This is a genomic window from Dechloromonas sp. ARDL1, assembly GCF_051122455.1.
GTDB lineage: Bacteria > Pseudomonadota > Gammaproteobacteria > Burkholderiales > Rhodocyclaceae > Azonexus.
The window spans coordinates 651,479-675,073 of record NZ_CP168939.1 but is presented as its reverse complement, the minus strand read 5'-3'; the positions used below and the strand labels follow the sequence as shown (position 1 = coordinate 675,073).

The 23,595-nt window shown below is 62.4% G+C and carries 19 protein-coding genes; 11 read left to right on the top strand and 8 right to left on the bottom strand.

The genetic code is table 11. From position 1 onward, the window contains the following. The first annotated feature begins 68 nt into the window (after positions 1–68). Positions 69–1,154 (top strand): response regulator, encoded by a 1,086-nt coding sequence (locus AB6Q56_RS03265; protein ID WP_434515758.1) that lies wholly within the window; start codon positions 69–71, stop codon positions 1,152–1,154. Between the two features lie 121 nt (positions 1,155–1,275). Beyond that, positions 1,276–5,973, top strand: a complete 4,698-nt coding sequence (locus tag AB6Q56_RS03260) for a PAS domain-containing protein (RefSeq protein ID WP_434515757.1) — start codon at positions 1,276–1,278, stop codon at positions 5,971–5,973. A 103-nt stretch (positions 5,974–6,076) separates the two neighbouring features. Here AB6Q56_RS03260 and AB6Q56_RS03255 read toward each other — a convergent pair whose 3' ends face one another. The 3 genes from AB6Q56_RS03255 to AB6Q56_RS03245 are packed head-to-tail and all read right to left on the bottom strand — an operon-like array spanning position 6,077 to position 10,769. Continuing rightward, a complete protein-coding gene (locus AB6Q56_RS03255; protein ID WP_434515756.1) occupies positions 6,077–7,294 on the bottom strand; it encodes a TIGR03862 family flavoprotein in 1,218 nt (405 codons plus the stop codon). Next, positions 7,291–8,247 carry a transglutaminase family protein gene (locus tag AB6Q56_RS03250; protein WP_434515755.1) on the bottom strand — a complete coding sequence of 319 codons (957 nt, stop codon included), beginning with the start codon at positions 8,245–8,247 and terminating at the stop codon, positions 7,291–7,293. Before AB6Q56_RS03250 ends, AB6Q56_RS03255 begins: the two co-directional genes overlap by 4 nt. A gap of 2 nt (positions 8,248–8,249) precedes the next feature. Continuing rightward, positions 8,250–10,769 carry a circularly permuted type 2 ATP-grasp protein gene (locus AB6Q56_RS03245; RefSeq protein ID WP_434515754.1) on the bottom strand — a complete coding sequence of 840 codons (2,520 nt, stop codon included), beginning with the start codon at positions 10,767–10,769 and terminating at the stop codon, positions 8,250–8,252. Positions 10,770–11,188: 419 nt separating this feature from the next. On the opposite strand from AB6Q56_RS03245, the gene AB6Q56_RS03240 reads away from it, so the two are divergent. Then, the gene (locus AB6Q56_RS03240; protein WP_434515753.1) at positions 11,189–11,698 is read left to right on the top strand and encodes a phasin family protein; all 510 of its coding nucleotides are present in this window, start codon (positions 11,189–11,191) and stop codon (positions 11,696–11,698) included. A 96-nt stretch (positions 11,699–11,794) separates the two neighbouring features. Continuing rightward, on the top strand, positions 11,795–11,989 hold the full coding sequence (locus tag AB6Q56_RS03235) for a hypothetical protein (protein WP_434515752.1): 195 nt from the start codon (positions 11,795–11,797) through the stop codon (positions 11,987–11,989). A gap of 14 nt (positions 11,990–12,003) precedes the next feature. Here the strand turns inward: AB6Q56_RS03235 and AB6Q56_RS03230 are convergent, their stop codons facing one another. Genes AB6Q56_RS03230 through AB6Q56_RS03220 form a run of 3 tightly spaced genes read right to left on the bottom strand, consistent with a single transcriptional unit; the run spans position 12,004 to position 13,093 of the window. Continuing rightward, positions 12,004–12,207 carry a zf-HC2 domain-containing protein gene (locus tag AB6Q56_RS03230; protein ID WP_434515751.1) on the bottom strand — a complete coding sequence of 68 codons (204 nt, stop codon included), beginning with the start codon at positions 12,205–12,207 and terminating at the stop codon, positions 12,004–12,006. After that, on the bottom strand, positions 12,201–12,794 hold the full coding sequence (locus AB6Q56_RS03225; protein WP_434515750.1) for a sigma-70 family RNA polymerase sigma factor: 594 nt from the start codon (positions 12,792–12,794) through the stop codon (positions 12,201–12,203). Before AB6Q56_RS03225 ends, AB6Q56_RS03230 begins: the two co-directional genes overlap by 7 nt. Then, a complete protein-coding gene (locus AB6Q56_RS03220; RefSeq protein WP_434515749.1) occupies positions 12,734–13,093 on the bottom strand; it encodes a hypothetical protein in 360 nt (119 codons plus the stop codon). Before AB6Q56_RS03220 ends, AB6Q56_RS03225 begins: the two co-directional genes overlap by 61 nt. Positions 13,094–13,491: 398 nt before the next feature. Between AB6Q56_RS03220 and AB6Q56_RS03215 the strand changes: the two genes are divergently transcribed. From AB6Q56_RS03215 to AB6Q56_RS03205, 3 genes are all read left to right on the top strand, one after another. Beyond that, the gene (locus AB6Q56_RS03215; protein WP_434515748.1) at positions 13,492–15,144 is read left to right on the top strand and encodes a diguanylate cyclase domain-containing protein; all 1,653 of its coding nucleotides are present in this window, start codon (positions 13,492–13,494) and stop codon (positions 15,142–15,144) included. Positions 15,145–15,222: 78 nt separating this feature from the next. After that, positions 15,223–15,606: a DUF302 domain-containing protein gene (locus tag AB6Q56_RS03210; RefSeq protein ID WP_434515747.1), complete on the top strand. Its 384-nt coding sequence runs from the start codon at positions 15,223–15,225 to the stop codon at positions 15,604–15,606. Positions 15,607–15,648: 42 nt separating this feature from the next. Then, positions 15,649–16,569 (top strand): bestrophin family protein, encoded by a 921-nt coding sequence (locus AB6Q56_RS03205; RefSeq protein ID WP_434515746.1) that lies wholly within the window; start codon positions 15,649–15,651, stop codon positions 16,567–16,569. A 94-nt stretch (positions 16,570–16,663) separates the two neighbouring features. On the opposite strand, the gene AB6Q56_RS03200 is transcribed toward AB6Q56_RS03205, so the two are convergent. After that, positions 16,664–17,806: an ABC transporter substrate-binding protein gene (locus AB6Q56_RS03200; RefSeq protein WP_434515745.1), complete on the bottom strand. Its 1,143-nt coding sequence runs from the start codon at positions 17,804–17,806 to the stop codon at positions 16,664–16,666. 208 nt (positions 17,807–18,014) lie between these two features. Here AB6Q56_RS03200 and AB6Q56_RS03195 point away from each other — a divergent pair, with 208 nt between their 5' ends. The 3 genes from AB6Q56_RS03195 to AB6Q56_RS03185 are packed head-to-tail and all read left to right on the top strand — an operon-like array spanning position 18,015 to position 20,365. Then, on the top strand, positions 18,015–18,464 hold the full coding sequence (locus AB6Q56_RS03195; protein ID WP_434515744.1) for a c-type cytochrome: 450 nt from the start codon (positions 18,015–18,017) through the stop codon (positions 18,462–18,464). 9 nt (positions 18,465–18,473) lie between these two features. Continuing rightward, positions 18,474–20,102 carry an NAD(P)/FAD-dependent oxidoreductase gene (locus AB6Q56_RS03190; protein ID WP_434515743.1) on the top strand — a complete coding sequence of 543 codons (1,629 nt, stop codon included), beginning with the start codon at positions 18,474–18,476 and terminating at the stop codon, positions 20,100–20,102. Continuing rightward, entirely contained in the window at positions 20,099–20,365 is a 267-nt protein-coding gene (locus AB6Q56_RS03185) for a TA system antitoxin ParD family protein (RefSeq protein WP_434515742.1), read from the top strand. The genes AB6Q56_RS03190 and AB6Q56_RS03185 overlap by 4 nt, the downstream gene beginning before the upstream one ends. Before the next feature lie 58 nt (positions 20,366–20,423). On the opposite strand, the gene AB6Q56_RS03180 is transcribed toward AB6Q56_RS03185, so the two are convergent. Further along, positions 20,424–20,921 (bottom strand): DUF2478 domain-containing protein, encoded by a 498-nt coding sequence (locus AB6Q56_RS03180; RefSeq protein WP_434515741.1) that lies wholly within the window; start codon positions 20,919–20,921, stop codon positions 20,424–20,426. Positions 20,922–21,321: 400 nt separating this feature from the next. Here AB6Q56_RS03180 and AB6Q56_RS03175 point away from each other — a divergent pair, with 400 nt between their 5' ends. After that, on the top strand, positions 21,322–23,529 hold the full coding sequence (locus AB6Q56_RS03175) for an OsmC domain/YcaO domain-containing protein (RefSeq protein ID WP_434515740.1): 2,208 nt from the start codon (positions 21,322–21,324) through the stop codon (positions 23,527–23,529). Positions 23,530–23,595: the final 66 nt, after the last annotated feature.

Below are 23,595 nucleotides of genomic sequence, written 5' to 3'. Positions count from 1 at the left end.
TGGCAATACCACTATAGTGATGTGATAATTCTTGCAAACTCGCCACCCACGGGCGATTGGACTTGCGCATGGATATCCGCCCACCAACCATACTGATCGTCGACGACACGCCCGAGAATCTTAGTGTTCTGGGCGAACTCCTGCAGCCGACTTATCGTGTCCGTGCCGCCAATTCGGGAAAACGCGCCATCCAGATCGCCATGGCCGACCCGACACCCGATCTCATCCTGCTCGATGTCATGATGCCGGAAATGGATGGCTTCGAAGTGCTTCAGGAACTGAAGGCATCCGGAACCACGCGCAATATTCCGGTGATCTTTGTCACGGCCATGGACGGCACCTCTGACGAAGAGCGCGGCCTCGATTTGGGCGCTGTCGACTACATTACCAAGCCAATCCGCCCGAGCATTGTCCTAGCCCGGGTACGAACCCAGCTCGAACTCAAGGCGGCCCGGGATTTTCTGAGCAACCAGAACGCCTTTCTCGAAAACGAGGTGTCTCGCCGAATGCATGAAAACCAGCTGATCCAGGAAGTCAGCATTCATGCCTTGGCCCGCCTGGCCGAGACCCGCGACCCGGAAACCGGCAAGCACCTGCGCCGGACGCAGGAATATATCCTGACCCTGGCCCGGCGTCTGTGCAAGCACCCACGTTTTGCCCATTACCTCGACCAGCGGACTATTGATGCCCTGGTCCAGTCGCCCCCCCTGCACGATATCGGCAAGGTAGGCATTCCCGATCACGTCCTGCTCAAACCCGGAAAGCTGACCCCGGACGAGTGGGAAATCATGAAGACTCATGCCGAGCTCGGCAGCAACGCCATTGCCCAGGCCGAAGCGGACGCCGAAAAACCGGTTGAATTTCTCGCCATCGCCAAGATGATTGCCCGCTCGCACCACGAAAAGTGGAACGGCAGCGGCTACCCGGATGGTCTGGCCGGTGACGACATCCCGATCGCCGCGCGTCTGATGGCCCTCGCCGACGTATTCGATGCCCTGACCTGCAAGCGTGTCTACAAACCGGCATTCTCCTTCGAGGATGCCTACCGGATCATATTGGACGGCAAGGGAATCCACTTTGACCCGGATATCGTCGAAGCCTTTGTCTGCGACTTCGAAACCTTCATCGCCATTGCCAAGGCCTACGCGGAGTAAGAGATGCCGCTTCGCTACCGTGCCTGGTCCCAAGCCACGGAAAACACGAGAGCATCGGTGAGAGTGTGGTTTTTCGGTCGAAACATCCACGCATTCCGGCATCCTGCAAGCTGACCAACCCATGCCCATCGCCCCCACATCGACCCTGGGCTCGATCATGAGCCTCGAAGTCCACACCTTGCCGCCAGAGGCCACGCTGCGACAAGCCGTGTGCAAGATGTCCGACGAGCAGATATCGTGCGTCATCGTCGTTGCCGAAGGGACCCCAGTCGGCATTCTGACCGAAAGCAACATCGTTCACGCCTTTCACGTTCATACGCCAAGCGACATGCGTATCGGCGCCATCATGTCCCAACCGCTGATCAGCGCACCAGTCGACCTCGATCTGGTCAGCGCCAGACGGCTGGCCGAGGAAAAGCGGATCCGCCACCTGGCCGTCCTCGACGAAACCGGCACCATAGCCGGGATCGTCAGCGACACCGACTTCCGCATGTACCTCGGCAGCGCGGCTTTCCGGCACGTGCGTACGCTGGAAGGGATCATGGATCACGAAGTGCCGCATCTACAGCCGGAAGCCCCGCTCGACGAGGCCATCGCCCGAATGATCGACAGGGGTGCCGACTATCTGATCGTCAACGAAGGTGACATGCCGATCGGCATCCTGACCGAGCGAGACATCCCGCGCTTGCTCGCGCAACACGATGCGCCCCATGCCTTGACCTTGCGCGAAACGATGAGCGCACCGTTGCGCAGCGTGCCGGTCGACATGTCGGTAACGGGCGCCATGGAAGCGATGACCCGCTTCCGGCTACGACACATGGTCGTGCTAAACGAGTCCGGTCAAATAGCCGGCGTGGTCAACCAGCGCCGCCTGCTTGAACAACTGGCGCTGGAGCGGATGGAGCATGCCCTGCAGCAGGCACAACAGGAACGCGATCGCCTTCGTCTCGAAGCCCACCTGCAGATGGCCCTCGATGGTGGAGGCGCCGGAAGCTGGGAATACCAGCACGATATCGACCGCTATCAGCTGAGCAGAGGCGTACTGCGCATCCTGGGGTGTACCGACAGCCCTGCCCCGAGGACACTCGCCGCCTGGATGGAGCGTGTTCATCCGGACGACAGGCCGTTGCTGGACGAGGCTTTCAGCTCAGCTGAACAAGGCGTGACCGAGGCCCAATACCTCGAATACCGCGTACGGCACGAAGATGGTCGGTGGCTGTGGATCGAGGACCGGCGTTGCGTCACCGAACGCCTGTCGGACGGTAGCCCGCGCCTGACAGCCGGGGTGATCAACGACATCACGGCCCGCCAGAACGACAAGAACAAGATCGAACGCCAGAATCGCGCCTTGCGCCTGATGAACGCCGTCTCCCAGGCGCTCGTCCGCCACCACGATCAGCCCGGGATGCTGGTCGACGTATGTACCATCATTGTCGAAACCGGCGGCTACAAGCTGGTCTGGGTTGGCGAAGCGATGCACGACCCGGACAAACGCATCCTTCCCCTCGCCTACTCTGGCAACAACGAAAGCTATCCGCTCAATCTGAACATCACCTGGGCCGACGCATGGAATGGGCAGGGAACCGCCAGCCGGGCCATCCGCCACGGCCGCCCCTTTGTCGCCCGCGACATCGACTCCGACCCGACTCTGACACGCTGGCGGGAGGTAGCCCGCGCGAATGGCTTCCGCTCATCGATCAGTCTGCCACTATGGATCGACGGCAAAGTATTCGGGAGCCTGAACCTCAATTCACCGGATACCGACACCTTCGATGACGATGAGGTTGCGCTGCTGGCGCACATTGCCAGCGAAGTCGAACTCGGCATCGCCATGCAGCGTTCGCGCCGCACCCTGGCGCACAGCGAAGCGATGCTGCAGGAAGCCCAGCGCTTGGCCCGGATCGGCCACTTTACCTTCGAGGCGGATCGGGATTTGTTGATCGGATCGCCAACGCACAACGAAATTCTCGGCATCACCCCGGGAGAAGCACTGGACACCCGCGGCTGGCTTGCGCTGATCCACCCGGATGACCGCGAACGCGTCGCCGAGTATTCGCGCGACCACGTCTTCCGCAATCGCCAGCCCTTCGACTCGGAATATCGAATCATCCGGCGCGACAGCGGCGAAGAGCGCTGGATACACACGGCCGGACAACTGCTGATCGGCACCGACGACCGAGTCAGCCGACTCTTCGGCACCAGCCAGGAGATCACCGAACGCAAGCAGTTCGAGCAACGACTGAGCCAGAACGAGGCGGCACTGCGCGAAGCGCAAGCCATCGCCCATCTCGGCAGCTGGACACTGGATATCGCAAATGACCGGCTGAGCTGGAGCGACGAGGTGTACCGGATATTCGGACTGACACAGGGTGCCTCGCTGAAGCTGGCAGATTTCCTCGATTGCATCCATGCCGACGACCGCGAACGCGTCCTCTCCGACTGGCAAAAAGCGCTGCGTGGAGAACTCTACGACAGTGAACACCGCATACTGGCGGGCAATTCAATCCGCTGGGTTCGCGAGCGCGCGCATATCCGATTTGATGAATCCGGAGCGGCCCAGTCGGCTGTCGGCACCGTTCAGGACATCACCGAACGGCACGAAGCGGAGGAGCAACTGCGCAAGCTCTCCCTGGCGATGGAGCAAAGCCCGCACAGCATCATCATCACCAATACGCAGGCCGAGATCGAATACGTCAACGAAGCGTTTGTCAGGAATACCGGCTACACGCGGGACGAAGTCGCCGGCAAAAACCCCAGCCTGCTGAATCCCGGCACGCCGGAGGCAGCACCGCCAGCCGACCTATGGACAACGCTACAGCGCGGCGAGGTGTGGCATGGCGAATTCATCAACCGGCGGAAAGACGGGTCTATTTTCGAGGAAATGGCGATCATTTCGCCGGTTCGTCAGCCAGATGGCCGGATAACGCACTACCTCGCCATCAAGGAAGACATCACCGAGAAAAAACGCATCCAGTCCGAACTGGAAACCTATCGCCAACACCTGGAGCAGTTGGTCGACGAACGAACAGAGGAGCTGGTGCGTGCCAAGAACGAGGCCGAGTCGGCCAGCCGCGCCAAGAGTACCTTCCTGGCCAACATGAGTCATGAAATCCGCACCCCGATGAACGCCATCATCGGCCTGACCTATCTTGCACAGCGCAACACCCATGACAAGGAGCAATACGAACGCCTGAGCAAGGTGGGCGATGCGGCCCAACACCTGTTGGCGATCATCAACGACATCCTCGACCTGTCGAAGATTGAAGCCGACAAGCTGATTCTCGAAGACACCGATTTCGCGCTCGACGATGTCTGCAACCGCACCTGCGAACTGGTGTCGACGCGTGCGGAAGCCAAGCACCTGGCTGTGATCCGCCACTTTGACCCGGCCATTCCCGCCGTCGTACGGGGTGACTCGATGCGGGTTCAGCAAATCCTGATCAACTTCCTGTCGAATGCCATCAAATTCACTGAGCGGGGAAGGATAGCGCTGCGTACCAGCCTTCTTGAGGAAGACACGGACGAAGTGTTGATCCGCTGCGAAGTCAGCGATACCGGCATCGGCATCGCAGCGGATCATTTAACCCGACTTTTTCAGCCCTTCGAACAAGGCGACACTTCAACCACCCGCCGCTACGGAGGAACGGGACTGGGCCTGGCCATCAGCAAACGGCTGGCGGCGGCCATGCACGGCGACATCGGCGTGGAGAGCGAACAAGGAAGCGGCAGCACCTTCTGGTTCACTGCGCGGCTGAAACGCGGCACAGAAGCCCGGCAAAGACAGCATATCGCAACGATGCCCCCTGCTCACCACCGGCAGGGTGCCCGGGTACTCCTGGCCGAAGACAACGTCATCAACGCTGAAGTGGCGTGCGACATGCTGAAAAGCGCCGGACTTGTCGTCGACCTGGCCCGCGACGGTGCCGAAGCCGTCGACTGTGCACTGCGTTGCACCTACGACCTGGTACTGATGGACATGCAAATGCCCGTCATGGATGGCCTCGAAGCCACCCGGCAGATACGCCTGCTCCCCGGCTGGCAACGGGTACCCATTCTGGCCATGACGGCCAACGCTTTCGATGAAGACCGCGACGTCTGCATGGCGGCCGGCATGAACGACCATATCGCCAAACCGGTCGCTCCCGACGTCCTTTACGCTACACTGGCCCGCTGGCTACCCATCCGCAAGCCAGCCTCTGCCGTTCAAGGAACGCCCGAACAGATTGCCGCCCTCGCCAGTATTCCCGGGCTGGACAGCAAGCTCGGCTTGCAGTCAGTGCGCGGCCGCGTGGACTCCTACATTCGCCTGCTCGGCAAATTCACCGAAACCCATGGCCAAGACTTCACCCGCATTCGCCAGCAACTGGCCGAAGGCAACCTCGACGAGGCAAGACGACTCGCCCACTCGCTGAAGGGGGTTTCCGCAACCCTCGGGGCGGTTCAGGTCAACCACGCCGCGCTGACACTCGAAATCGCCATCCGCGAAAGTCGCGACACACTTGAACTGCTATCCCTCGTCGAACGTACCGAAACTGCTTACCAGGCTCTGCAGGGGCAACTGTCGGCCCTGCACGACAATACTGGCATCACGGGACCGACGGTGGACGACGAGGCCATCCGCAAAGTGCTGGAACTCATCCGCCATGAACTTCAACAAGGTGAAATGAGCGTTCAGGACCGAGTGAGGCAAGAAGCGAATGTCCTCAAGCAAGCCTTCGGTGCCCACCATGCGCAATTCGAGAATCTGGTCTCGTCCTTCGATTTCGAGGCTGCGCTCGACTACCTTGATACGCACGGGCCGGCAGGCAAAGCGCCTTAAGAATCGCTAGCGCCCATGCCGCGAAGCCTCCTAGTAGCCAAGTGGACTGGCGAAGGCAGCACACCCAAAGTCCCAAAACGCTCAAGGCGTTTTGCTGGTGGTTTCAAATCCTGTCCTGCAACCAAGCCAGGATACCCCGGGCGGCAACCTGCCCGCTGGCGAAACAGGCGGTCAGCAGATAACCGCCGGTCGGCGCCTCCCAGTCGAGCATCTCGCCAGCGCAAAACACCCCGGGTATCCCGCGCAACATCAGGCCGGGGTCGAGCGCATCGAAGCTGACGCCGCCCGCGGTGCTGATCGCCTCGTCGAGAGGTCGCGTCGCCGTCACCGGCAACGGCAGCCCCTTGATTGCCGCCGCCAGTGCCGACGGTGACGCCAAGGCTTCGGGGGCACACAACTCGCGCAGCAGTGCCGCCTTGACGCCCTCGATCCCGGCCCGGCGGCGCAGATGGTTGGCCAGCGAATCACGACCACGCGGCCGGGCCAGGTCAGCTGTCAGCCGCTCCAGGTCACGCCCCGGTGCAAGATCGAGATGCAGCGCCGCCCGCCCGTCGCGCGCCAGCGCATCGCGCAAGTCGGCCGCCAGCGCATAGATCAAGCCGCCTTCGATGCCGCTGTCAGTGATATTGAACTCACCCTGCCGGGTGTGCTTGCCCACCGTCGCCACCACCGGCTTGACCGCTTGCCCGGCATGGCGCTCGCGGAAATACGGCGACCAATCGACATCGAAGCCACAGTTGGCCGGCTTGAGCGCCTCCACCGCAACCCCGGCCTCGCGCAGCACAGGTACCCAGGCACCATCCGAACCGAGCTTCGCCCAACTGCCGCCGCCGACGGCGAGGAGCACCGCATCCGCCGCCACCGCCAACTCGCCGGTCGGTGTGTCGAAGCGCAGTTGCCCATCGTGCCAGCCCAGCCAGCGATGACGCACATGAAACTGCACCCCCTGCCCGCGCAAGCGGTGCAGCCAGGCGCGCAGCAGCGGCGCCGCCTTCATCTCGGTGGGGAAGACCCGGCCGGAAGTACCGACAAAGGTAGCGATACCCAGGCCATGTATCCAGTCGCGCAAGGCCTGCGGACCGAAGGTATCGAGCCAGGAGGCGACCTGTCCGGCCCGTGCGCCGTAGCGACCGACGAAATCGGCCAGCGGTTCGGAATGGGTGATATTCATCCCCCCCTTGCCCGCCATCAGGAACTTGCGGCCGACCGAGGGCATGGCATCGTAGATATCGACCCGCAGGCCGCTGCCGGCCGACAGCACTTCGGCCGCCATCAGGCCGGCCGGCCCGCCGCCGACGATGGCGATGCGCCACGTCGTCATGCCCCGGCTCCCCGAGCCTCGACCGCTGCCGAGAGCACCTCGGGAATTTCCTTCTCGTCGGCAGGAAAAACGGTGACCGCGACCTCGGGCTCGGCGCCGCCGCCCCCCAGGATGATGCCGCGCAGCGGGGAAATGTCGGAAAAGTCCCGCCCGAAGGAGAGTGTGATGTACTCAGTGTCGGGCAGCAGGTTGTTCGTCGGATCGAAATCAACCCAGCCGTGCTCACTACCCGGCGCATAGACTGACACCCAGGCATGCGAAGCGTCGGCACCGATCAGGCGCGGCTTGCCGGGCGGTGGGCGAGTCAGCAGGTAGCCGCTGACGTAGCGGGCGGCCAGGCCCATCGCCCGCAGGCAGCCGATCATCAAGTGGGCGAAGTCCTGGCAGACGCCGCGCTTGTTTGCCAGCACTTCGAGCACCGGGGTGGATACCGTGGTTGCTTCCGGATCGAAGGTAAATTCACGGAAGATCTTATCCATCAAGGCCTGTACCGCGAGCAACAGTGGTCGTTCCGGCGGAAAGCAGTCGGCGGCGTAGGTGGCCAGTTCGTGCTTGACGCGAACGTGCGGGCTCTCGAACAGGAAACGCGCGGCATCCAGTGCCGCCGGCGCTGGCGCACTCGAATCGTAGGCAAGTTGATCGCGCACGGCTTCCCACGGCAGCGAGTCCGCCAGGTCCTGCGGCAGATGCGGCTCGACTGCAACGCTCATCACCGAACGGATGAGCAGGCTGTCGTGCGGCGCGTGGAAGGCGACCCAGGTCACCGGGTTGCCGAAAGCATCCAGGCCGTCGCGTCGCCAGCTCGGCTTCGGATCAATGTCGACGCATTGCTCCACGACCTGCTGCCAGGCGAGAATGCGCGGCGACAGATGCAATTGCTGTTGCGACAGCGACACCTGGCTACCGTAGTCGTAGCGGGTTTCGTGCAGGACGTGATAGCGGACGGCTGGCATGATTACAGTGCCATGATCTGCCGGCTGACATCGCCGACATGGGTGAAATAGCGCATGGCCAACCAATCCGAGAGCTGACCGGCGGCCGCATCAAGTTCGTGCAGCAGACCGGCGAGTTCGACACAGGCGACGCTGCGATGACTACGATTGAACGGCTGGTGCTCCAGCCTTCCGAGATCGAAGGCGCGCAGCCGTTCAAGCGCCCCGGCCAGCTCGCCGTCGAAATCAGCGGCCAGTTCGCGCCCCATCCGCTCAAGGTAGCGCATCAGCACGTTGGCCTGGAAGAGCACGCCGTGCGGGTTGCTGTCGTCGAAGACCAGTAGGTCGACAACCGGCAGCAATTCGGGAGCGCGGGAATAACGCGAACGATAGGTGATGATCGAATCCATCAGGTCGAGCAGCCACTCCATCGACTCCGGGCCTGCTGCGGATTCGAGCGTCAGGAAATGGGCGATAGACTGCGCCAGGAAGGAGAGACGCTCCAGGCGACGGCCGATAATCAGGAAGCGCCAGCCGTCGTCGCGCGTCATGTTGTCCATGGCGAACCCGGTCAACGACGACGAAACGCCAAGCACGCGGTCGAGGAAGGCGATGGCCTCGGTCAGCGTCGGATGCTTCTTCAGCACCGCCTGCTGGTCGCGCTGCAGACGGTTCAGCGAATGCCAGTGGTCGAGCGACAAGCGTTCGCGAACATGGGTCGCCGCCCACATCAGGCTGCGGATGTTACCGGCCAGACTGCCCGGCTGCTCCGGATCGTAGATCGCTTCGAGCAGCACGTGCTCGCTGCCATCCCTGACCGGACCATCCTTCTCCGGCTCGGGCAGGATGCCGACCCGACGGGCCAGCTCCATCGCGGCAACCACGGCCGGCGTCTTGCCGCCGTCGGCGATGACGACGCGTCCGAGGGCGACGCGCAACATGCGGGCGCTGTCATCGAAACGCTCGGAATAGCGGCCAAGCCAGAAGAGGTTCTCGACCACCCGCGACGACAGGTTGGCGCCGGCGCGAACCAGGTCGCGCACACCGACCGACGGCTTGAGTAGCGAAAAGTCGCTGACCGGCCCGTTGGTCTGCACCCAGGTATCCTTCGAAGCACCGCCGCGCTGCATCGAGAGGATGCGCGTGTCGCCGGCTGTGCCAACCCGCGTCAACCCGCCGGGCATCACCGAGTAGCCGTCCGGCGTCGTCACGGCGTAGGCCCGCAGTCCGACCGGCCGGGCCAGCAGGCGGCGCTCGTGGGTACGGCTCCAGGTTGGCGCCTGCGACAACTGAACCATTTCCTGCGCCACATAGGCATGCGGTCGGGCCTCGATGCGGAGCAGCATCTCGGCGCGTGCCTCGGCCTTCAACTCGTGGCCGAACACCGGCTCCATGCGCTGCGAGGGGTAGGCCGGCTTGATGACCAGATCGTCGAAATGCTCCCTGACGTACGCCAACGCGGTTTTTTCGCCACACCACCAAGTCGCCACCGAGGGCATCATCAGCTTCTCGCCCAACAAGCGCTCGCAAATAGCCGGCAGAAAGCCCATCAGGGCACCGGAACCGAGCAGGCCGCTGCCCAGCGCATTGGCGATGACTACCCGACCGGCGCGTGCCACGTTGAGCAAGCCGGGCACGCCAAGAGCCGATTCGCCGCGCAGCTCGAGCGGATCGCAATAGCTGTCGTCCTGCCGGCGCAGGATGACATGCACCCGCTTCAGGCCGCGCAGGGTTTTGAGGTAAACCGTATCGCCGCGCACCGTCAGATCCTGGCCTTCGACCAGCGGATAGCCGAGGTAGCGGGCCAGATAGGCGTGCTCGAAATAGGTTTCGTTGTATGGCCCCGGCGTCAACAGCACGATATGCGGCTGCTCGTCGCCCTCGACCGGGGCCAGCGCGGTCAGGCCCTCCTGTTGGTCGCGGAAGAAATCGGCAACGTGCTGGACACGCAAGTCGCGGAACATTTCCGGAAAAACCCGCGACACGACCAGGCGGTTTTCCAGCGCGTAGCCAGCGCCCGAGGGCGCCTGGGTACGGTCGGCGATAACCCACCAGCGGCCATTGGGCGAACGTGCCAGATCGACGGCGTAGTTGTGCAGCCAGACACCGCCCGCCGGCTTGATACCCTGGCAGGGCCACAGATAGCCGTGCTGACCATAGACCAGGGCCGGTGGCAGCAGGCCCTCGGCGAGCAAAGTCTGTTCGCCGTAAAGATCGGCCAGGATCGCATTGAGCAGTGCGGCGCGCTGCGCCACTGCCCCCGACACCTCGGCCCACTCTTCAGGCGGAATGATCAGCGGTAGCGGGTCGAGCGCCCACGGTCGGTCGGCGCCGTCCGGTGCAGCGTAGACGTTGTAGGTGACGCCGTTTTCGAGAATGCGGCGATCGGCGAATGCCAGGCGCTGGCGCATTTCGTCCGGCGCCACCGAATCGAGGTGGGTGAAAAACTGCCGCCAATGCGGACGCACGGCTCCGTCCGCCGCCAACATTTCGTCGTAGCGGTGGGTACTATGGGGGTAGATGGCGAGAAGCGTGCGGGCCATTGAGCCTTCTCCGGCACGATCGGGCCGGAAAAGTCGCTCCTCCGGCTCGAAAGTACGCCAGGGGCGATTCTTCCGGGTAAAAACGCCGCAAGTCTAGCGTAAACGGGGGTTCGGCGCAGGTCTCCGCCAGCTTCGCCCACACCGCTCCCGACGCACACCAAAAGCGGAAGATACTAATCAGGCGGCGGCATTCGGCCTCATGAGCATTGACCGCCAGTATTCTGAAACAGTGCCCCCGGATGGGCTGCATGGTACGGGCAAACCAGGAGAACGCGCGCCCCTCGGCACCGGGCTAGCAGTCGGTTTTGCGACATCCGGCCTTGTCGCCCCAAAGCAATTTTGTTGCAGTGCACAATTCTTCGGAAAAGTGCTCTATACTGGCGTCGATTTCATTCATTACTTATTCAGAGGATACCGTCATGACCATCAACGCCGAACAGTTCGCCGCTGCCAACAAAGCCACCGTGGACTCCCTGCTGGCCGTCGCCAACACTGCCCTCGCCTCCGCCGAGCGCATCGCCGCCTTGAACCTGAACACCGCCCGCAGCACTCTGGAAGACACCGCCGCCGGCGTGCAGACCGTGCTCGCCGCCAAGGATCCGCAAGCCGCTTTCGCCGCCCAGAAGTCGCTGGCCCAGCCGGCTGTCGACAAGGCTGTCGCCTACGGCAAGTCGGTTTACGAAATCACCACCGAGGCCCAACAGGAACTGGCCAAGATGGTCGAAGCCCAATTCGGCGAATTCCAGAAGTCGGTCACCAAGATGGTCGACCTGGCTGCCAAGTCCGCTCCGGCCGGCTCCGAAGGTGCCGTTGCCGCCATCCAGAGCGCCGTTGCAGCCGCCAACTCGGCTTTCGGCAACATGAACGCCGTGGCCAAGCAGTTCGCCGACGCCACCCAGGCCAACATCGCCGCCCTGTCCAAGCGCTAAGACCCGGTTCTTCAGCCGAAATAAAGGCCCTGCGTCACCCGCAGGGCTTTTTTTCTGGTAAAAAGCCGAGCCATTGAAATCCAGGGAGAGCAATGCATGTCTGACCGGGACATCGACCAAGAAGCCGAACGCATGCTGGAAGCCGCACTGGGCGGCATGACGCCGCACGAGGCCTTGCTGGAAGCATCGCGGGCTGAGAGCGCCAACGTCGATGCGCGCGCCGCCGCCGTCGCGAAGAACCGCGAGCGCGCGCTCAAATTGCTGGAAGCAATCGAGAAATCGCTGACCTGATCAACCCTCTGAAGTCAGGGCGACGAACCGTCGTCGTTTCCATCCCGCCGCTGTAGGTAGCGGCGGCAGGCCAGACGCAGAAAATCCATCTGCTCGCGAAAATTGCGGCAACCTCGGCACATCGCCAGGTGCATTTCAAGTTGCAGCTTCTCACCCACGCTCAATGGGCGATCCTGCGCTTCCGACATCAGCCGCGTTGCATCCTTGCAATTCAACATGCGCGCTCTCCGGGTGCGAACCAGCTTCCCTCCAGACAACGACGCAAGCCGTTGCGGGCACGATGCAGGATCACGTTGCAGTTGCTGACGGTGAGGCTCAACTCACGACAGACTTCGTCGGTATCGAATTCCAGAAACTCGCGCATCATGAACACACGGGCGGTTTTCTCCGGCAAGTGGTTGAGACAGGTTTCGAAGACTTCCCAGAAACGTTCCTCGCGCAGGGTCTCGGCAGGGTCGCCCCAGCCAAACGGACGCGCCTCCGGTCGCCAGTGCGCATTGTCCTTGAATAGCGCTTCAAAGGTGGCATCCATGCCAGCCTCGTCGTCCCCCAACGCAGATACGTTGGTCGTCCTGGACTGCGTACGGATCAAATCCACGATCTTGTTGCGCAGGATCGAGAATACCCAGGTTTTCAAGGCGGAGCGCCCGGAAAAGCGGCTTGCCCCGGCCAGGGCAGCGACCAGCGCCTCCTGCACGGCATCTTCCGCCAGCGCCGCATCGCGGAGCTGCAACTGGGCAAACTTCAGCATGTCGCGGCGCACTTCCGCGACGAATTCATCGTCGATAAGGGGTTTGTTGGACAAGACAGGTCGATGTATTCAGGGTGGTAGACGGTTTTTTCACTGCAATGCCGCCGAATCCAGACATCGATCGACAAGCCCCCGGAGCCGAGCAGGCGCAGTGGCAACAGCATACCAACGAACGGCGCCGGAAGCTTGAAATTACCCACATCGCCATTGGCAAAGCGCTCGTGCTGCGTCAGATCGCCGCAACGCCTCCCAGCCTCCGGCAGACGAATGCCCCGGACGATCTGCCAAATTGAATCAGGGTGGCAGGCCGGTCCATGGCAAACAACGTGATGACGCTCGTTGAAATGGCGCAAATTGGCTCCTTGTTGTCTCTCTTCCCGGGCCGCGCTCTACGGGCAGAACCGGCCGTCCTGTCAGCGCCTGCATCCCATCGCCCCGCCCGCATGCGCAACGCAGCCGAAGGCTGCGGCGCTTGGGGAAAGAGCGTGACGAGAAACCAGACTTTGCTTTTCCATGGCTTGCTCCGTGGTGCCGTTAAGATCGCGAGCGCCTTGCTCGCTCGCTTAAAGGATTGGTCGGCACAAGTCGGATTTTGTTACACCCTGGCGGTTTTTTTGAACGATTAAAAATCGATACCCCACCTTAGTAGGATTGACGTAGATCACGGCCAAGCCTAGCCTGACAAGAGTGACGCAAGCGAAAAAACCGGTTCGGCGGCACCATTTTTGGTCGCCCGCCAGGAGGAGCCAGCGTGAGCGGAAAACCGAAGGCAGAAGGACGGCACGACAGCAATGAGAAGGCTACGGCAGCGTGCGCTGCGGCGCATGTCCATGCCGCCGTTCAGCCGCGCCACGTCTCGCTGCGTACCAGCCTGCTCGTCCTTGTCCTCATCTGCGTGCTGCCCGGCGCCGCGCTCTGCGCCTATCTGGTATTGGCCAACTACCAACTGGAAAAGCGCCGCGTCGCCAGCGAGACGGAGCGCCTGGCCGGCCAGATTCTCGTCGAGCTCGACCGCGAACTGGCCGCGATGGAATCCGGCTTGCGCGTGCTGGCTACCGCCGAGCCGCTGAAAAGTGGCGAACTGTACCGTTTTCATGAAATCGCCCGTGCCGCCATCAAATCACAGACTGCCTACGCCTACGTCCTGATCGATCCGCAGGGAAGGCAGATTCTCAACACCCTGCGCCCCTACGGTGCATCGCTGCCGACCAGCGGAAACCCGACGCAACTGGCCGAGATTTTCGAATCCGGCAAGACTATTCTCACCGATCTGTTCGTCACCCCCCTTGCGGGAAAACAGGTCATTGCCCTGGGTGTGCCGGTCTATGGGCGGGACGGCACGATCATTTACACCTTGGTCCTCGGGCTCTTGCCCGAGCAATTGAACCAATTGCTCAACCGCCAGCCGATTCCGAACGGCTGGCTGGCCGCCATCATCGATGGTTCGGGAACAGTGGTCGCCTTCTCTCGCGATGGCGAACAATTCGTCGGCCGGAAAGCGCTACCCGATTTGCGCAAGCGCCTGCAGGACGAAATGCACGGCTCCATGTCGACGACGACCGAGGATGGCACAACGGTGACCACTGCATACGCCCGTTCGGCACGCTGGAACTGGAGTGTTGCCACCGGTGCCCCGAAGGCGCTGATCGAGACCGGGATGTTCCGCCTGTTCACCGGCATCGGCCTCATCGCGCTGTTCTTCATCATCGCCGGCAGCTGGCTGGCTGCCGTGATCACCCGCCGCGTGCTGTCGTCCGTCGCCTATCTCAACGATGCCGCGCTTGCCCTGCGCGAAGGCAAGCCGCTCGCCCCGCCCCGCATACAGCTCTACGAAGCCGAAGCGGTCGGCGAGGCCATCGTGCAAGCTTCGCACCTGATGGCGGAAGTGCATCACCGCGCCTACCACGACCCATTGACCGAACTGGCCAACCGCGCCCTTTTCTACGAACTGCTCCAGCACCAGCTGGCCGTGGCCGAGCGCGAAAATGGCCAGCTGGCCGAGCTCGCCATCGACCTGGACAATTTCAAGGTGGTCAATGACGAGGAAGGGCACCCGGCTGGCGACCATCTTCTCGAAGCTGTTGCCCGCCGCATCGAGTCGACCATCCGGGCCTCGGATGCAGCGGCCCGCATGGGTGGCGATGAGTTTTCCATCCTCCTCGTCGATGCCGACCGCGACAGCGCCGAGGAAACCGCCCAACGCCTCGTCACGCGACTGGCCGAACCCTACGACGGCATACGCAGCCCGGTCAGCGCCAGCATCGGTATTGCCATCTACCCGACGAACGGCAAAGATATCTGCGAATTGCTGGAAAACGCCGACCGCGCCTTGTACGTCGCCAAGCATGGCGGTCGCAACGCCTTTCGATTGGCAATCGAGCGCGCACCTGCATCGGACGAGTGAGCGGCGCGGCGTCTGCCGATTGTTCGATCGGCGCGCCTCCGCTATTCTGCTGCCCGCAGCCCATCCCGAGGAAGAGTCGTGTTCTATATCGTCGAAAGCAGCAAGTCCTTCTACGAAGCCAACCTCGACCTGGGGCCGGTGATCGAGCGCCTGGGTTTCGTCATCCTGCATCGCCAGGACATCGGCGAACTCCTGCAGCGGCGAGGAATCGATTTTGACGAAGACTGCCAGGTGCATGAAGTCATCAACTACCGCCACGCAGCCGACCTGCTCAATATCGACATGCGCCTGAGCCTGGCGCTACCGTGGCGCATCTCGGTCTTCACTGAAAACGGCACCACCCGCATCGGCCTCGTCCGCCCGCCGGCACTGGCCGAAGCCTGCAGCAGCGACAGCGAAGCGGCACGCATCGTCGCCGACATCGAGGCCCGGCTGATCATGGTCGTGGACGAAACACGCTGACCCGCGCTCGCACCTCCTTTCATCCTTCCCCTTGTCCGCCCGATGATCGTTCGCCCCCACCTCCACTGGTTTCGCCTGCTGTTCGTCTGGCGCGGTTCGGTACTCCCGTATATTGCTACCCGCCTCTTGCTCGTCCTGGCGGTATCCGTCGCCAGCGTCCTCAGCCTGGACTGGTGGATGAGCGCCCATGCAGCCTCGGCGCTCTCCATCCCGCCCTTCACGCTGATGGGGGTCGCGCTGGCCATCTTCCTCGGCTTTCGCAACTCGGTCAGCTATGAGCGCTACTGGGAAGCCCGCAAGCAGTGGGGCGCCCTGCTCATCGCCGCCCGCTCGCTGACCCGCGAAATCGTCAGCTTCGCCCCCCATGAAATCGAGCTGCACCAGCGCGTCGCACGCACGCTGGCCGCCTTTGCCTACGCCCTCAAGCACCAGTTGCGGCGCACCGACCCGCGTGCCGACCTGGCCAACCGGCTCGATCCGGCGCTGGTCGAGCACGTTTGCGCTGCCCGCATTCCGCCTGCCGCCCTGCTCCTCATGCTGGGACGCGAACTCGCCGCCGCGCAACGCAATGGCGTGATCAGCGACTTGCAGTTGCTGGCCATGGACCGCAACCTCAACCTACTCACCGAGGCCTCCGGCGCCTGCGAGCGCATCGCCAACACGCCGATCCCCTATACCTACCGCGTGCTGATGAACCGGACGGTAATGGTCTATTGCCTGCTGCTGCCGATCGGCCTCAGTACCTCGATTGGCTGGCTGACCGCCGTCGTGGCGCCGTTCATCGCCTACACCTTCCTCGCCCTCGACGTCATCGGCGAACAGATCGAAGAGCCCTTCGGCACCGAACCGAACGACCTGGCCCTGGCCTCGATGTGCCACGGCATCGAAACATCGGTCTGTGAACTGGTCGGCGAAACGCCGCGTAGCGCGGCGCCGGAAGTAATCGACTACGTCGTGACCTGACGCCTCATCCGCGCGGCGCACAAAATGCAGCGAAGCCCCCCTGACTGGATGGGCTGACACCCGACAAGCTCAGGGACATTGGGTTGCGCGCATCTCAGCGCATCAATTTGCCGCCGGCACCAATGATCGTCAGTTCGACGAACTGGCTGCCCTCGTGATTCTGTGGCGAGAAATCGATGACATACCCGCCCAGTTCGAAGGGGGCGCCCTCCAGGGCCTTCACTAGTGCCTCGCGCGTCGCTTGCGGGCCGGCCCGCCTGAGCGCCTCGAGCAGCACCTTGCCGTAGATGTAGCCCTCGATGCCGGTCACCGTCGGCGGCACCCCGGGATGCTGCTTGCTCTGTGCCTTCTGGTATTCGCGCGCCAATGGCATCACCCCGGAAAACGGAAACGGGACGACCTGCACGATGCCAAGGCCGCGCGCCCGCTGGGCACCGATTCGTTCGACGATCTCACGATCGTTGTTGACCGACATCGCATAAAGTTGTGCAACGCCGCCACGTGCCCGGTATGCCTGGACAAAAGCGGCCGTAGCCTGCGTGTTCGAGGCCATGACGATCGCCTGCACGCCGGCAGCCTTGATCAGGGTATCGACCGCCGCCTCGACCTGCGTCGTATTCTTGGCATAGCCGCCACTCGCCACCAACGTCAGCTTGCGCTTGCCCAGCGCCTTGCGCGCCGACTCCAAGCCGTCGTGGCCGAAGGGATCATCCTGATAGAAGACTCCAAATTGGCGACTACCGATGGCGGAAGCCATTTCCACCAGCTTGTCCATCTCAGACTCATAGCTGGCGCGCAAGTGGAATACCAGGGGATGCCCCGGCTGGCGCAGATTGACGGCACCGGTGCGCACGCCGACGATGGGTACCCCCACCTCGTCTACGACGCCTTGCTTGAGCAACGCTGCCATGTTTCCGGTGCCGACCAGGCCGAGCAGCGCCACCGGCTTGTCCGGATGCTTTGCCAGTTCGCGCGCCAGGCGTACCGTTTCCTCCACCTTATAGCCGTCGTCCAACGATTCGAGCACAACCTTCTGGCCGTGCACGCCACCCCGCTCATTGGCTTCGCGGAACGCCAATTCGGCTCCCTGGCGCAGCAATTTGCCGGTATCGGCCAAGGGGCCGCTGAGCGGCGCGATCTGCACTACTTTGAAATCGGCCAGAGCTGCGCCCGACGAAAACAAAACCGCCAGTGCAACCAAGGCGGCACGCACACCAGCTGCCTGAAAATGACGCATTGCAACCCTTTCCGGAAAGATATTCAATGGCACCGCTCATTTCCATGCCAGCACCATATCTCATATGGCGGAATCTATCCGCGCATAATGAAACAGAGAATTGTGGCTAGTACGTAACGCCGCCAAGGCCGACGGCGCCGGGCGTTTCGTGCCGGTCGCGGGCAGCACGTATAATCGGCGCCTCCCGATTTCACTCGCCCCAACGCTCATGCCCGCTGTATTACGCGCCGTCCTCATCTTGTCCGTCACCTTGCTGGCCGCCTGCGGCGAGCCCGAGGACACCCGCCCCGGCCAGCCGGTCAAGCAACGCCAGCAGGCCTTCAAGGACATCATCAAGTCCTTCGAGCCCATGGGCGTGATGCTGCGCAAGGGGTCGTACGACGCCGAGCGTTTCGAAAAATTCACCGCCGAACTGGTTGCCAAGCGCGACTTGCCGTGGAGCCACTTCGGCCCCGACACCAATTACCCGCCGACCAAGGCGACGGCCGAAGTGTGGAGCCAGCCGGAAGCCTTTGCAAAGGAAAAGCAGGGCTTCCTGATAGCCACCGACAAGCTGCAGGCCGCCGTGGCCGGCAAGGACAAGGGGCAGATCAGCGCTGCGTACGAGACCGTGCACGACAGCTGCAAGTCCTGCCACAAGCAGTTCAAGGCGCGCTAAGGACTGCCCATGTTGCGTCTCACCGAACTGAAGCTGCCGCTCGACCATGCCACCGACGCCCTGCACCCGGCGATCTGCCAGCGCCTGGGCATTGCCGACGGCGATTTGCTGGACTTCAGCATCTTTCGGCGCGGCTACGACGCCCGCAAGAAATCGGCGATCTCGCTGATCTACACGCTCGACTGCACCCTGCGCGACGAAGCCGCCGTGTTCAAGCGCCTGAGCGGCGACCGCAACATCGGCCCGACGCCGGACATGGCCTACAAGGTCGTCGCCCGGGCGCCGGCCGGACTCAGCGAGCGCCCCATCGTCATCGGCATGGGCCCCTGCGGCTTCATGGCCGCGCTGCTGCTGGCCCAGATGGGCTTTCGCCCCATCGTGCTGGAGCGCGGCAAGATCGTCCGTGAGCGCACCAAGGACACCTGGGGCCTGTGGCGCAAGAACACGCTGAACCCCGAATCGAACGTCCAGTTCGGCGAAGGCGGCGCCGGCACCTTCTCGGACGGCAAGCTGTATAGCCAGATCAAGGACCCCAACTTCTACGGCCGCAAGGTACTGGAGGAGTTCGTCAAGGCCGGCGCCCCAGAGGAAATCATCTACGTCAGCAAGCCGCACGTCGGCACCTTCCGGCTGGTCAAGATGGTCGAGAATATCCGCCAGAACATCGTCGATCTGGACGGCGAAATCCGTTTCGAGGCGAAGGTGGACAAACTGCTGCGCGAGGACGGCCAGGTCGTCGGCGTCGAACTCGCCGGTGGCGAACGCCTGATGAGCCGCCACGTCGTGCTGGCCGTCGGCCACAGCGCCCGCGACACCTTCCAGATGCTCCACGACTGTGGCGTCTATGTCGAAGCCAAGCCCTTCGCCATCGGCTTCCGCGTCGAGCATCCGCAAACGCTGATCGACCACGCCCGGTTTGGTCCCAATGCCGGCAACGAAATCCTCGGTGCTGCCGACTACAAGCTGGTGCACCACTGCAAAAACGGCCGTGCCGCCTACAGTTTCTGCATGTGCCCCGGCGGCCAGGTGGTCGCCGCCACCTCGGAACCCGGGCGCGTCGTGACCAATGGCATGAGCCAGTATTCACGCGCCGAACGCAACGCCAACTCGGCTCTGGTCGTGAATATCGACCCCGAGGATTTCCCCGGCGACTTCAGGAAGAACCCGCTGCTCGGCATGGACTTCCAGCGCCATTGGGAATCGGCCGCCTTCGTCGCCGGCGGCGGCGACTACAGCGCCCCGGCGCAAAAGATCGGCGACTTCCTCGCCGGCCGGCCGTCCAAGGCCCAGGGCAATGTCGAACCGTCCTACCAACCAGGGGTACATTGGACCGACCTCGCCAGCTGCGTACCGTCCTACGTCACCGAGGCCCTGCGCGAGGCCATCCCGGCCTTCGACCGCCAGATCAAAGGCTTCGCCATGGCCGACGCGGTGCTCACCGGTGTCGAGACGCGCACCTCGTCGCCGATCCGCATCAAGCGCGGCCCCGACTTCCAGAGCATCAACACGCGCGGCCTCTACCCGGCCGGCGAAGGCGCCGGCTACGCGGGCGGCATCCTGTCGGCAGGCGTGGATGGCATCAAGGTCGCCGAAGCCGTCGCGCTCTCCATGCTCGACACCGCGATGAAGACTGCATGAGCATCGACCTCAACATTCCGCTCAACAACACCCTCTACGAACAAGCCCAGAAAAGCGCCGCCGAAACGCACCAGCCGGTCGAACAGGTTATCGCCTTCTGGGCCGAAATCGGCCGCCACGCCCTGGGCTCCCCCGACCTGACCGTACAGATACTCGAACTCATCCTGCGCAACGAACCCGAAATCGACAACGACACTCCGCCCCGCGAGGCAGTCGATCGGCTGTGGAAGGCGCTGCGGGACAGGGCGCGGGCGGGCGGTTAGCAGCCGCGCCACCGAGGCGCTTATTGACACACTTGCCCGAGGTAGATTGCTACGGGCTCTAAACACCGCATTGGGTAGACCACACCTCATGGTCCACCAGACCAGAATGATGTTCCCGCCAGACTCCCTCAATCCAGGAAAACAAAGACTCCAAGGAAGGGGGTAGCAGCACGAACTGATTTCGAGTAAACGACCGCCAAGCATCGTATTGCTCGGGTCGAATGGTCGTTAGCAGCGGGATTCCTGATGTCATCAGCAAAAAAAGTTCTGCGGCCACCCCTTTTCCTGCTGCCTCCGAGGACGAAAAACGATGGAAGATTGCCAGATCGGCACCATCGCGCACGATCTCCCGCATGTGGCCCGCTAACTCGGATTTTGCATCGAGCAATTCGGAAGCGCTTGAATCGGATTGGTAATTGATCTGTGTGTAGCTCTTGCATGAATCCAAGTCAATGAATGCAGGACATACATTCCCACTCGGTCTCCACGCCGTTGTTGACAAGATTCCACGCACCCACCACCCCCGCTCCCTGAGCGATAGCGCAAAGCTGGCCATGACATCCTCCACCGCTGGAACGCTGTGAGCAGCAATTGCGGCAACTGAGCAAGGCGACGAATTCGTTATATTCATATGTATACAGAAACCATGGTGGCATCCTAATTTTCAATCAGTTAAAACCAATTCAACTTAGATAACGCCCAAGTCGAAATATACTGATGTATATAGCGAACCAAAATACTCCTTTTGCCCTAGATCAAAGTGACTGAAGCTTGCTATCCTGACTTGGTCGTGGCGCCGCCCCAATACCCGACAGCTAAATCGAGAGAATTGGCACCGCTATCGCCAGCCGGCTACTCCAATACAAGCCCAGCCAACCACCGAGAAGCCGGGCTTTTCCCCCGGGAAAATCCGATAATAGCGGCCGTTTCGTTTTGAACCCTATTGGGAATCCCGCATGGAAATCAAGGTCAATTTTCTCGACAAGCTCCGCCAGGAAGCCAAGTTCGACGACTTCACCGTCATCGCCGATCAGTCGATCCGCTACAAGGGCGACGGCTCGGCGCCGGGGCCGTTCGATTACTTCCTGGCCTCGTCGGCCTTGTGCGCGGCCTATTTCGTCAAGCTCTACTGCGACACGCGCAACATCCCGACCGAGCACATCCGCCTGTCGCAGAACAACATCGTCGATCCGGAGAACCGCTACAAGCAGACCTTCAAGATCCAGGTCGAGCTGCCGCCGGATATTTCGGCCAAGGACCGACTGGGCATCCTGCGTTCCATCGACCGGTGTACCGTCAAGAAGGTGGTACAGACCGGGCCGGAGTTCATCATCGAGGAAGTCGAGAACCTCGATGCCGACGCACAGGCGCTGTTGACCACCAACCCCGATGCCGACACGCAAACCTACATCGCCGGCAAGGATCTGCCGCTGGAGCAGACCATCGCCAACATGTCCGGTTTTCTGGCCAGTCTGGGCATCAAGATCGAGATCGCCTCGTGGCGCAATCTGGTGCCCAACGTCTGGTCGCTGCACATCCGCGACGCGCATTCACCGATGTGCTTCACCAACGGCAAGGGTTCGACCAAGGAGAGCGCGCTCGCCTCGGCGCTGGGCGAATATATCGAGCGCCTGAACTGCAACCATTTCTACAACGACCAGTACTGGGGCGAGGAATTCGCCAACGCGGATTTCGTGCATTACCCGGAAGAACGCTGGTTCAAACCGGGCAAGAAAGATGCGCTGCCCAAGGGCCTGCTCGACGACTACACGCTCGAAATCTACAACCCGGACGGCGAACTGCGCGCCTCGCATCTGTTCGACACCAATTCCGGCAACACCGAGCGCGGCATCTGCGCCCTGCCCTACGTGCGCCAGTCGGACGGCGAAACGGTGTATTTCCCGACCAACCTGATCGACAACCTCTACCTCAGCAACGGCATGAGCGCCGGCAACACGCTGGCCGAAGCGCAGGTGCAGTGCCTGTCGGAAATCTTCGAGCGTGCCGTCAAGCGCGAAATCATCGAAGGCGAACTCGCCTTGCCCGATGTGCCGCCGGAAGTACTCGCGAAGTACCCCGGCATCCTGGCCGGCATCGCAGAACTGGAAAACCAGGGCTTCCCGGTGCTGGTCAAGGATGCGTCGCTGGGCGGCGAATTCCCGGTCATGTGCGTCACCTTGATGAACCCGCGCACCGGCGGCGTCTTCGCCTCCTTCGGCGCCCACCCGAGCATGGAAATCGCCATCGAACGCAGCCTGACCGAACTGCTCCAGGGCCGCAGTTTCGAAGGCCTGAACGACCTGCCGCGCCCGACCTTCGAGAGCAACGCCGTCACCGAGCCGAACAATTTCGTCGAACACTTCATCGACTCCAGCGGCGTCGTCTCCTGGCGCTTCTTCAGCGCCAAGGCGGATTACGACTTCGTCGAGTGGGATTTCTCCGGCCACGGCGAGAACTCCAACGCCGACGAAGCCGCCACGCTGTTCGGCATCCTCGCCGACCTCGGCAAGGAGGTCTACGTGGCCGTCTACGACCAGCTCGGCGCCACCGCCTGCCGCATCCTCGTACCCGGTTACTCGGAAATCTACCCGGTCGACGACCTGATTTGGGACAACACCAACAAGGCGCTGGCCTTCCGCAAAGACATCCTCAACCTGCACAGCCTCGATGATGCGGCGCTGGAAGCCCTGCTGGAACGCCTTGAAGACAGCGAACTCGACGACTACACCGACATCATCACGCTGATCGGCGTCGAATTCGACGAGAACACGGACTGGGGCCAACTGACCATTCTCGAACTGAAGCTGCTGATCAACCTTGCGTTGAAGGATTTCGAAGCGGCCAAGGAACAGGTCGAGGCCTACCTGCAGTACAACGAGAACACCGTCGAGCGCGGCCTGTTCTATCAGGCCGTGAACGCGGTGCTGGAAGTGCTGCTCGACGACGAGCTGGAACTAGCCGACTACGAGGCCAATTTCCGTCGCATGTTCGGTAATCCGCGCATGGATGCGGTGATCGGCTCGGTCGACGGCAGCGTGCGCTTCCACGGCTTGACGCCGACCAGCATGCAGCTGGAAGGGCTGGACCGGCACCAGCGCCTGATCGACAGCTACCGGAAAGTGCACGCGGCGCGGGCCAGGGCAGCGCAGCATACGCGCTCCTGAAGGCAAGCCGCGCCGCCCTGCTGCAGAACCGGCCCATCTGCATTCGGGCATGCCCCCGGCGGTGGC

Excerpts from the sequence above, each read along its gene's own strand:
- AB6Q56_RS03185 (WP_434515742.1), top strand. The coding sequence starts at position 20,099 with ATGAGCATCGACCTCAACATTCCGCTCAACAACACCCTCTACGAACAA.
- AB6Q56_RS03200 (WP_434515745.1), bottom strand. The coding sequence starts at position 17,806 with ATGCGTCATTTTCAGGCAGCTGGTGTGCGTGCCGCCTTGGTTGCACTG.
- AB6Q56_RS03265 (WP_434515758.1), top strand. The coding sequence starts at position 69 with ATGGATATCCGCCCACCAACCATACTGATCGTCGACGACACGCCCGAG.
- AB6Q56_RS03235 (WP_434515752.1), top strand. The coding sequence starts at position 11,795 with ATGTCTGACCGGGACATCGACCAAGAAGCCGAACGCATGCTGGAAGCC.
- AB6Q56_RS03205 (WP_434515746.1), top strand. The coding sequence starts at position 15,649 with ATGATCGTTCGCCCCCACCTCCACTGGTTTCGCCTGCTGTTCGTCTGG.
- AB6Q56_RS03195 (WP_434515744.1), top strand. The coding sequence starts at position 18,015 with ATGCCCGCTGTATTACGCGCCGTCCTCATCTTGTCCGTCACCTTGCTG.
- AB6Q56_RS03255 (WP_434515756.1), bottom strand. The coding sequence starts at position 7,294 with ATGACGACGTGGCGCATCGCCATCGTCGGCGGCGGGCCGGCCGGCCTG.
- AB6Q56_RS03260 (WP_434515757.1), top strand. The coding sequence starts at position 1,276 with ATGCCCATCGCCCCCACATCGACCCTGGGCTCGATCATGAGCCTCGAA.
- AB6Q56_RS03180 (WP_434515741.1), bottom strand. The coding sequence starts at position 20,921 with ATGGCCAGCTTTGCGCTATCGCTCAGGGAGCGGGGGTGGTGGGTGCGT.
- AB6Q56_RS03245 (WP_434515754.1), bottom strand. The coding sequence starts at position 10,769 with ATGGCCCGCACGCTTCTCGCCATCTACCCCCATAGTACCCACCGCTAC.
- AB6Q56_RS03190 (WP_434515743.1), top strand. The coding sequence starts at position 18,474 with ATGTTGCGTCTCACCGAACTGAAGCTGCCGCTCGACCATGCCACCGAC.
- AB6Q56_RS03175 (WP_434515740.1), top strand. The coding sequence starts at position 21,322 with ATGGAAATCAAGGTCAATTTTCTCGACAAGCTCCGCCAGGAAGCCAAG.
- AB6Q56_RS03240 (WP_434515753.1), top strand. The coding sequence starts at position 11,189 with ATGACCATCAACGCCGAACAGTTCGCCGCTGCCAACAAAGCCACCGTG.
- AB6Q56_RS03230 (WP_434515751.1), bottom strand. The coding sequence starts at position 12,207 with ATGTTGAATTGCAAGGATGCAACGCGGCTGATGTCGGAAGCGCAGGAT.
- AB6Q56_RS03250 (WP_434515755.1), bottom strand. The coding sequence starts at position 8,247 with ATGCCAGCCGTCCGCTATCACGTCCTGCACGAAACCCGCTACGACTAC.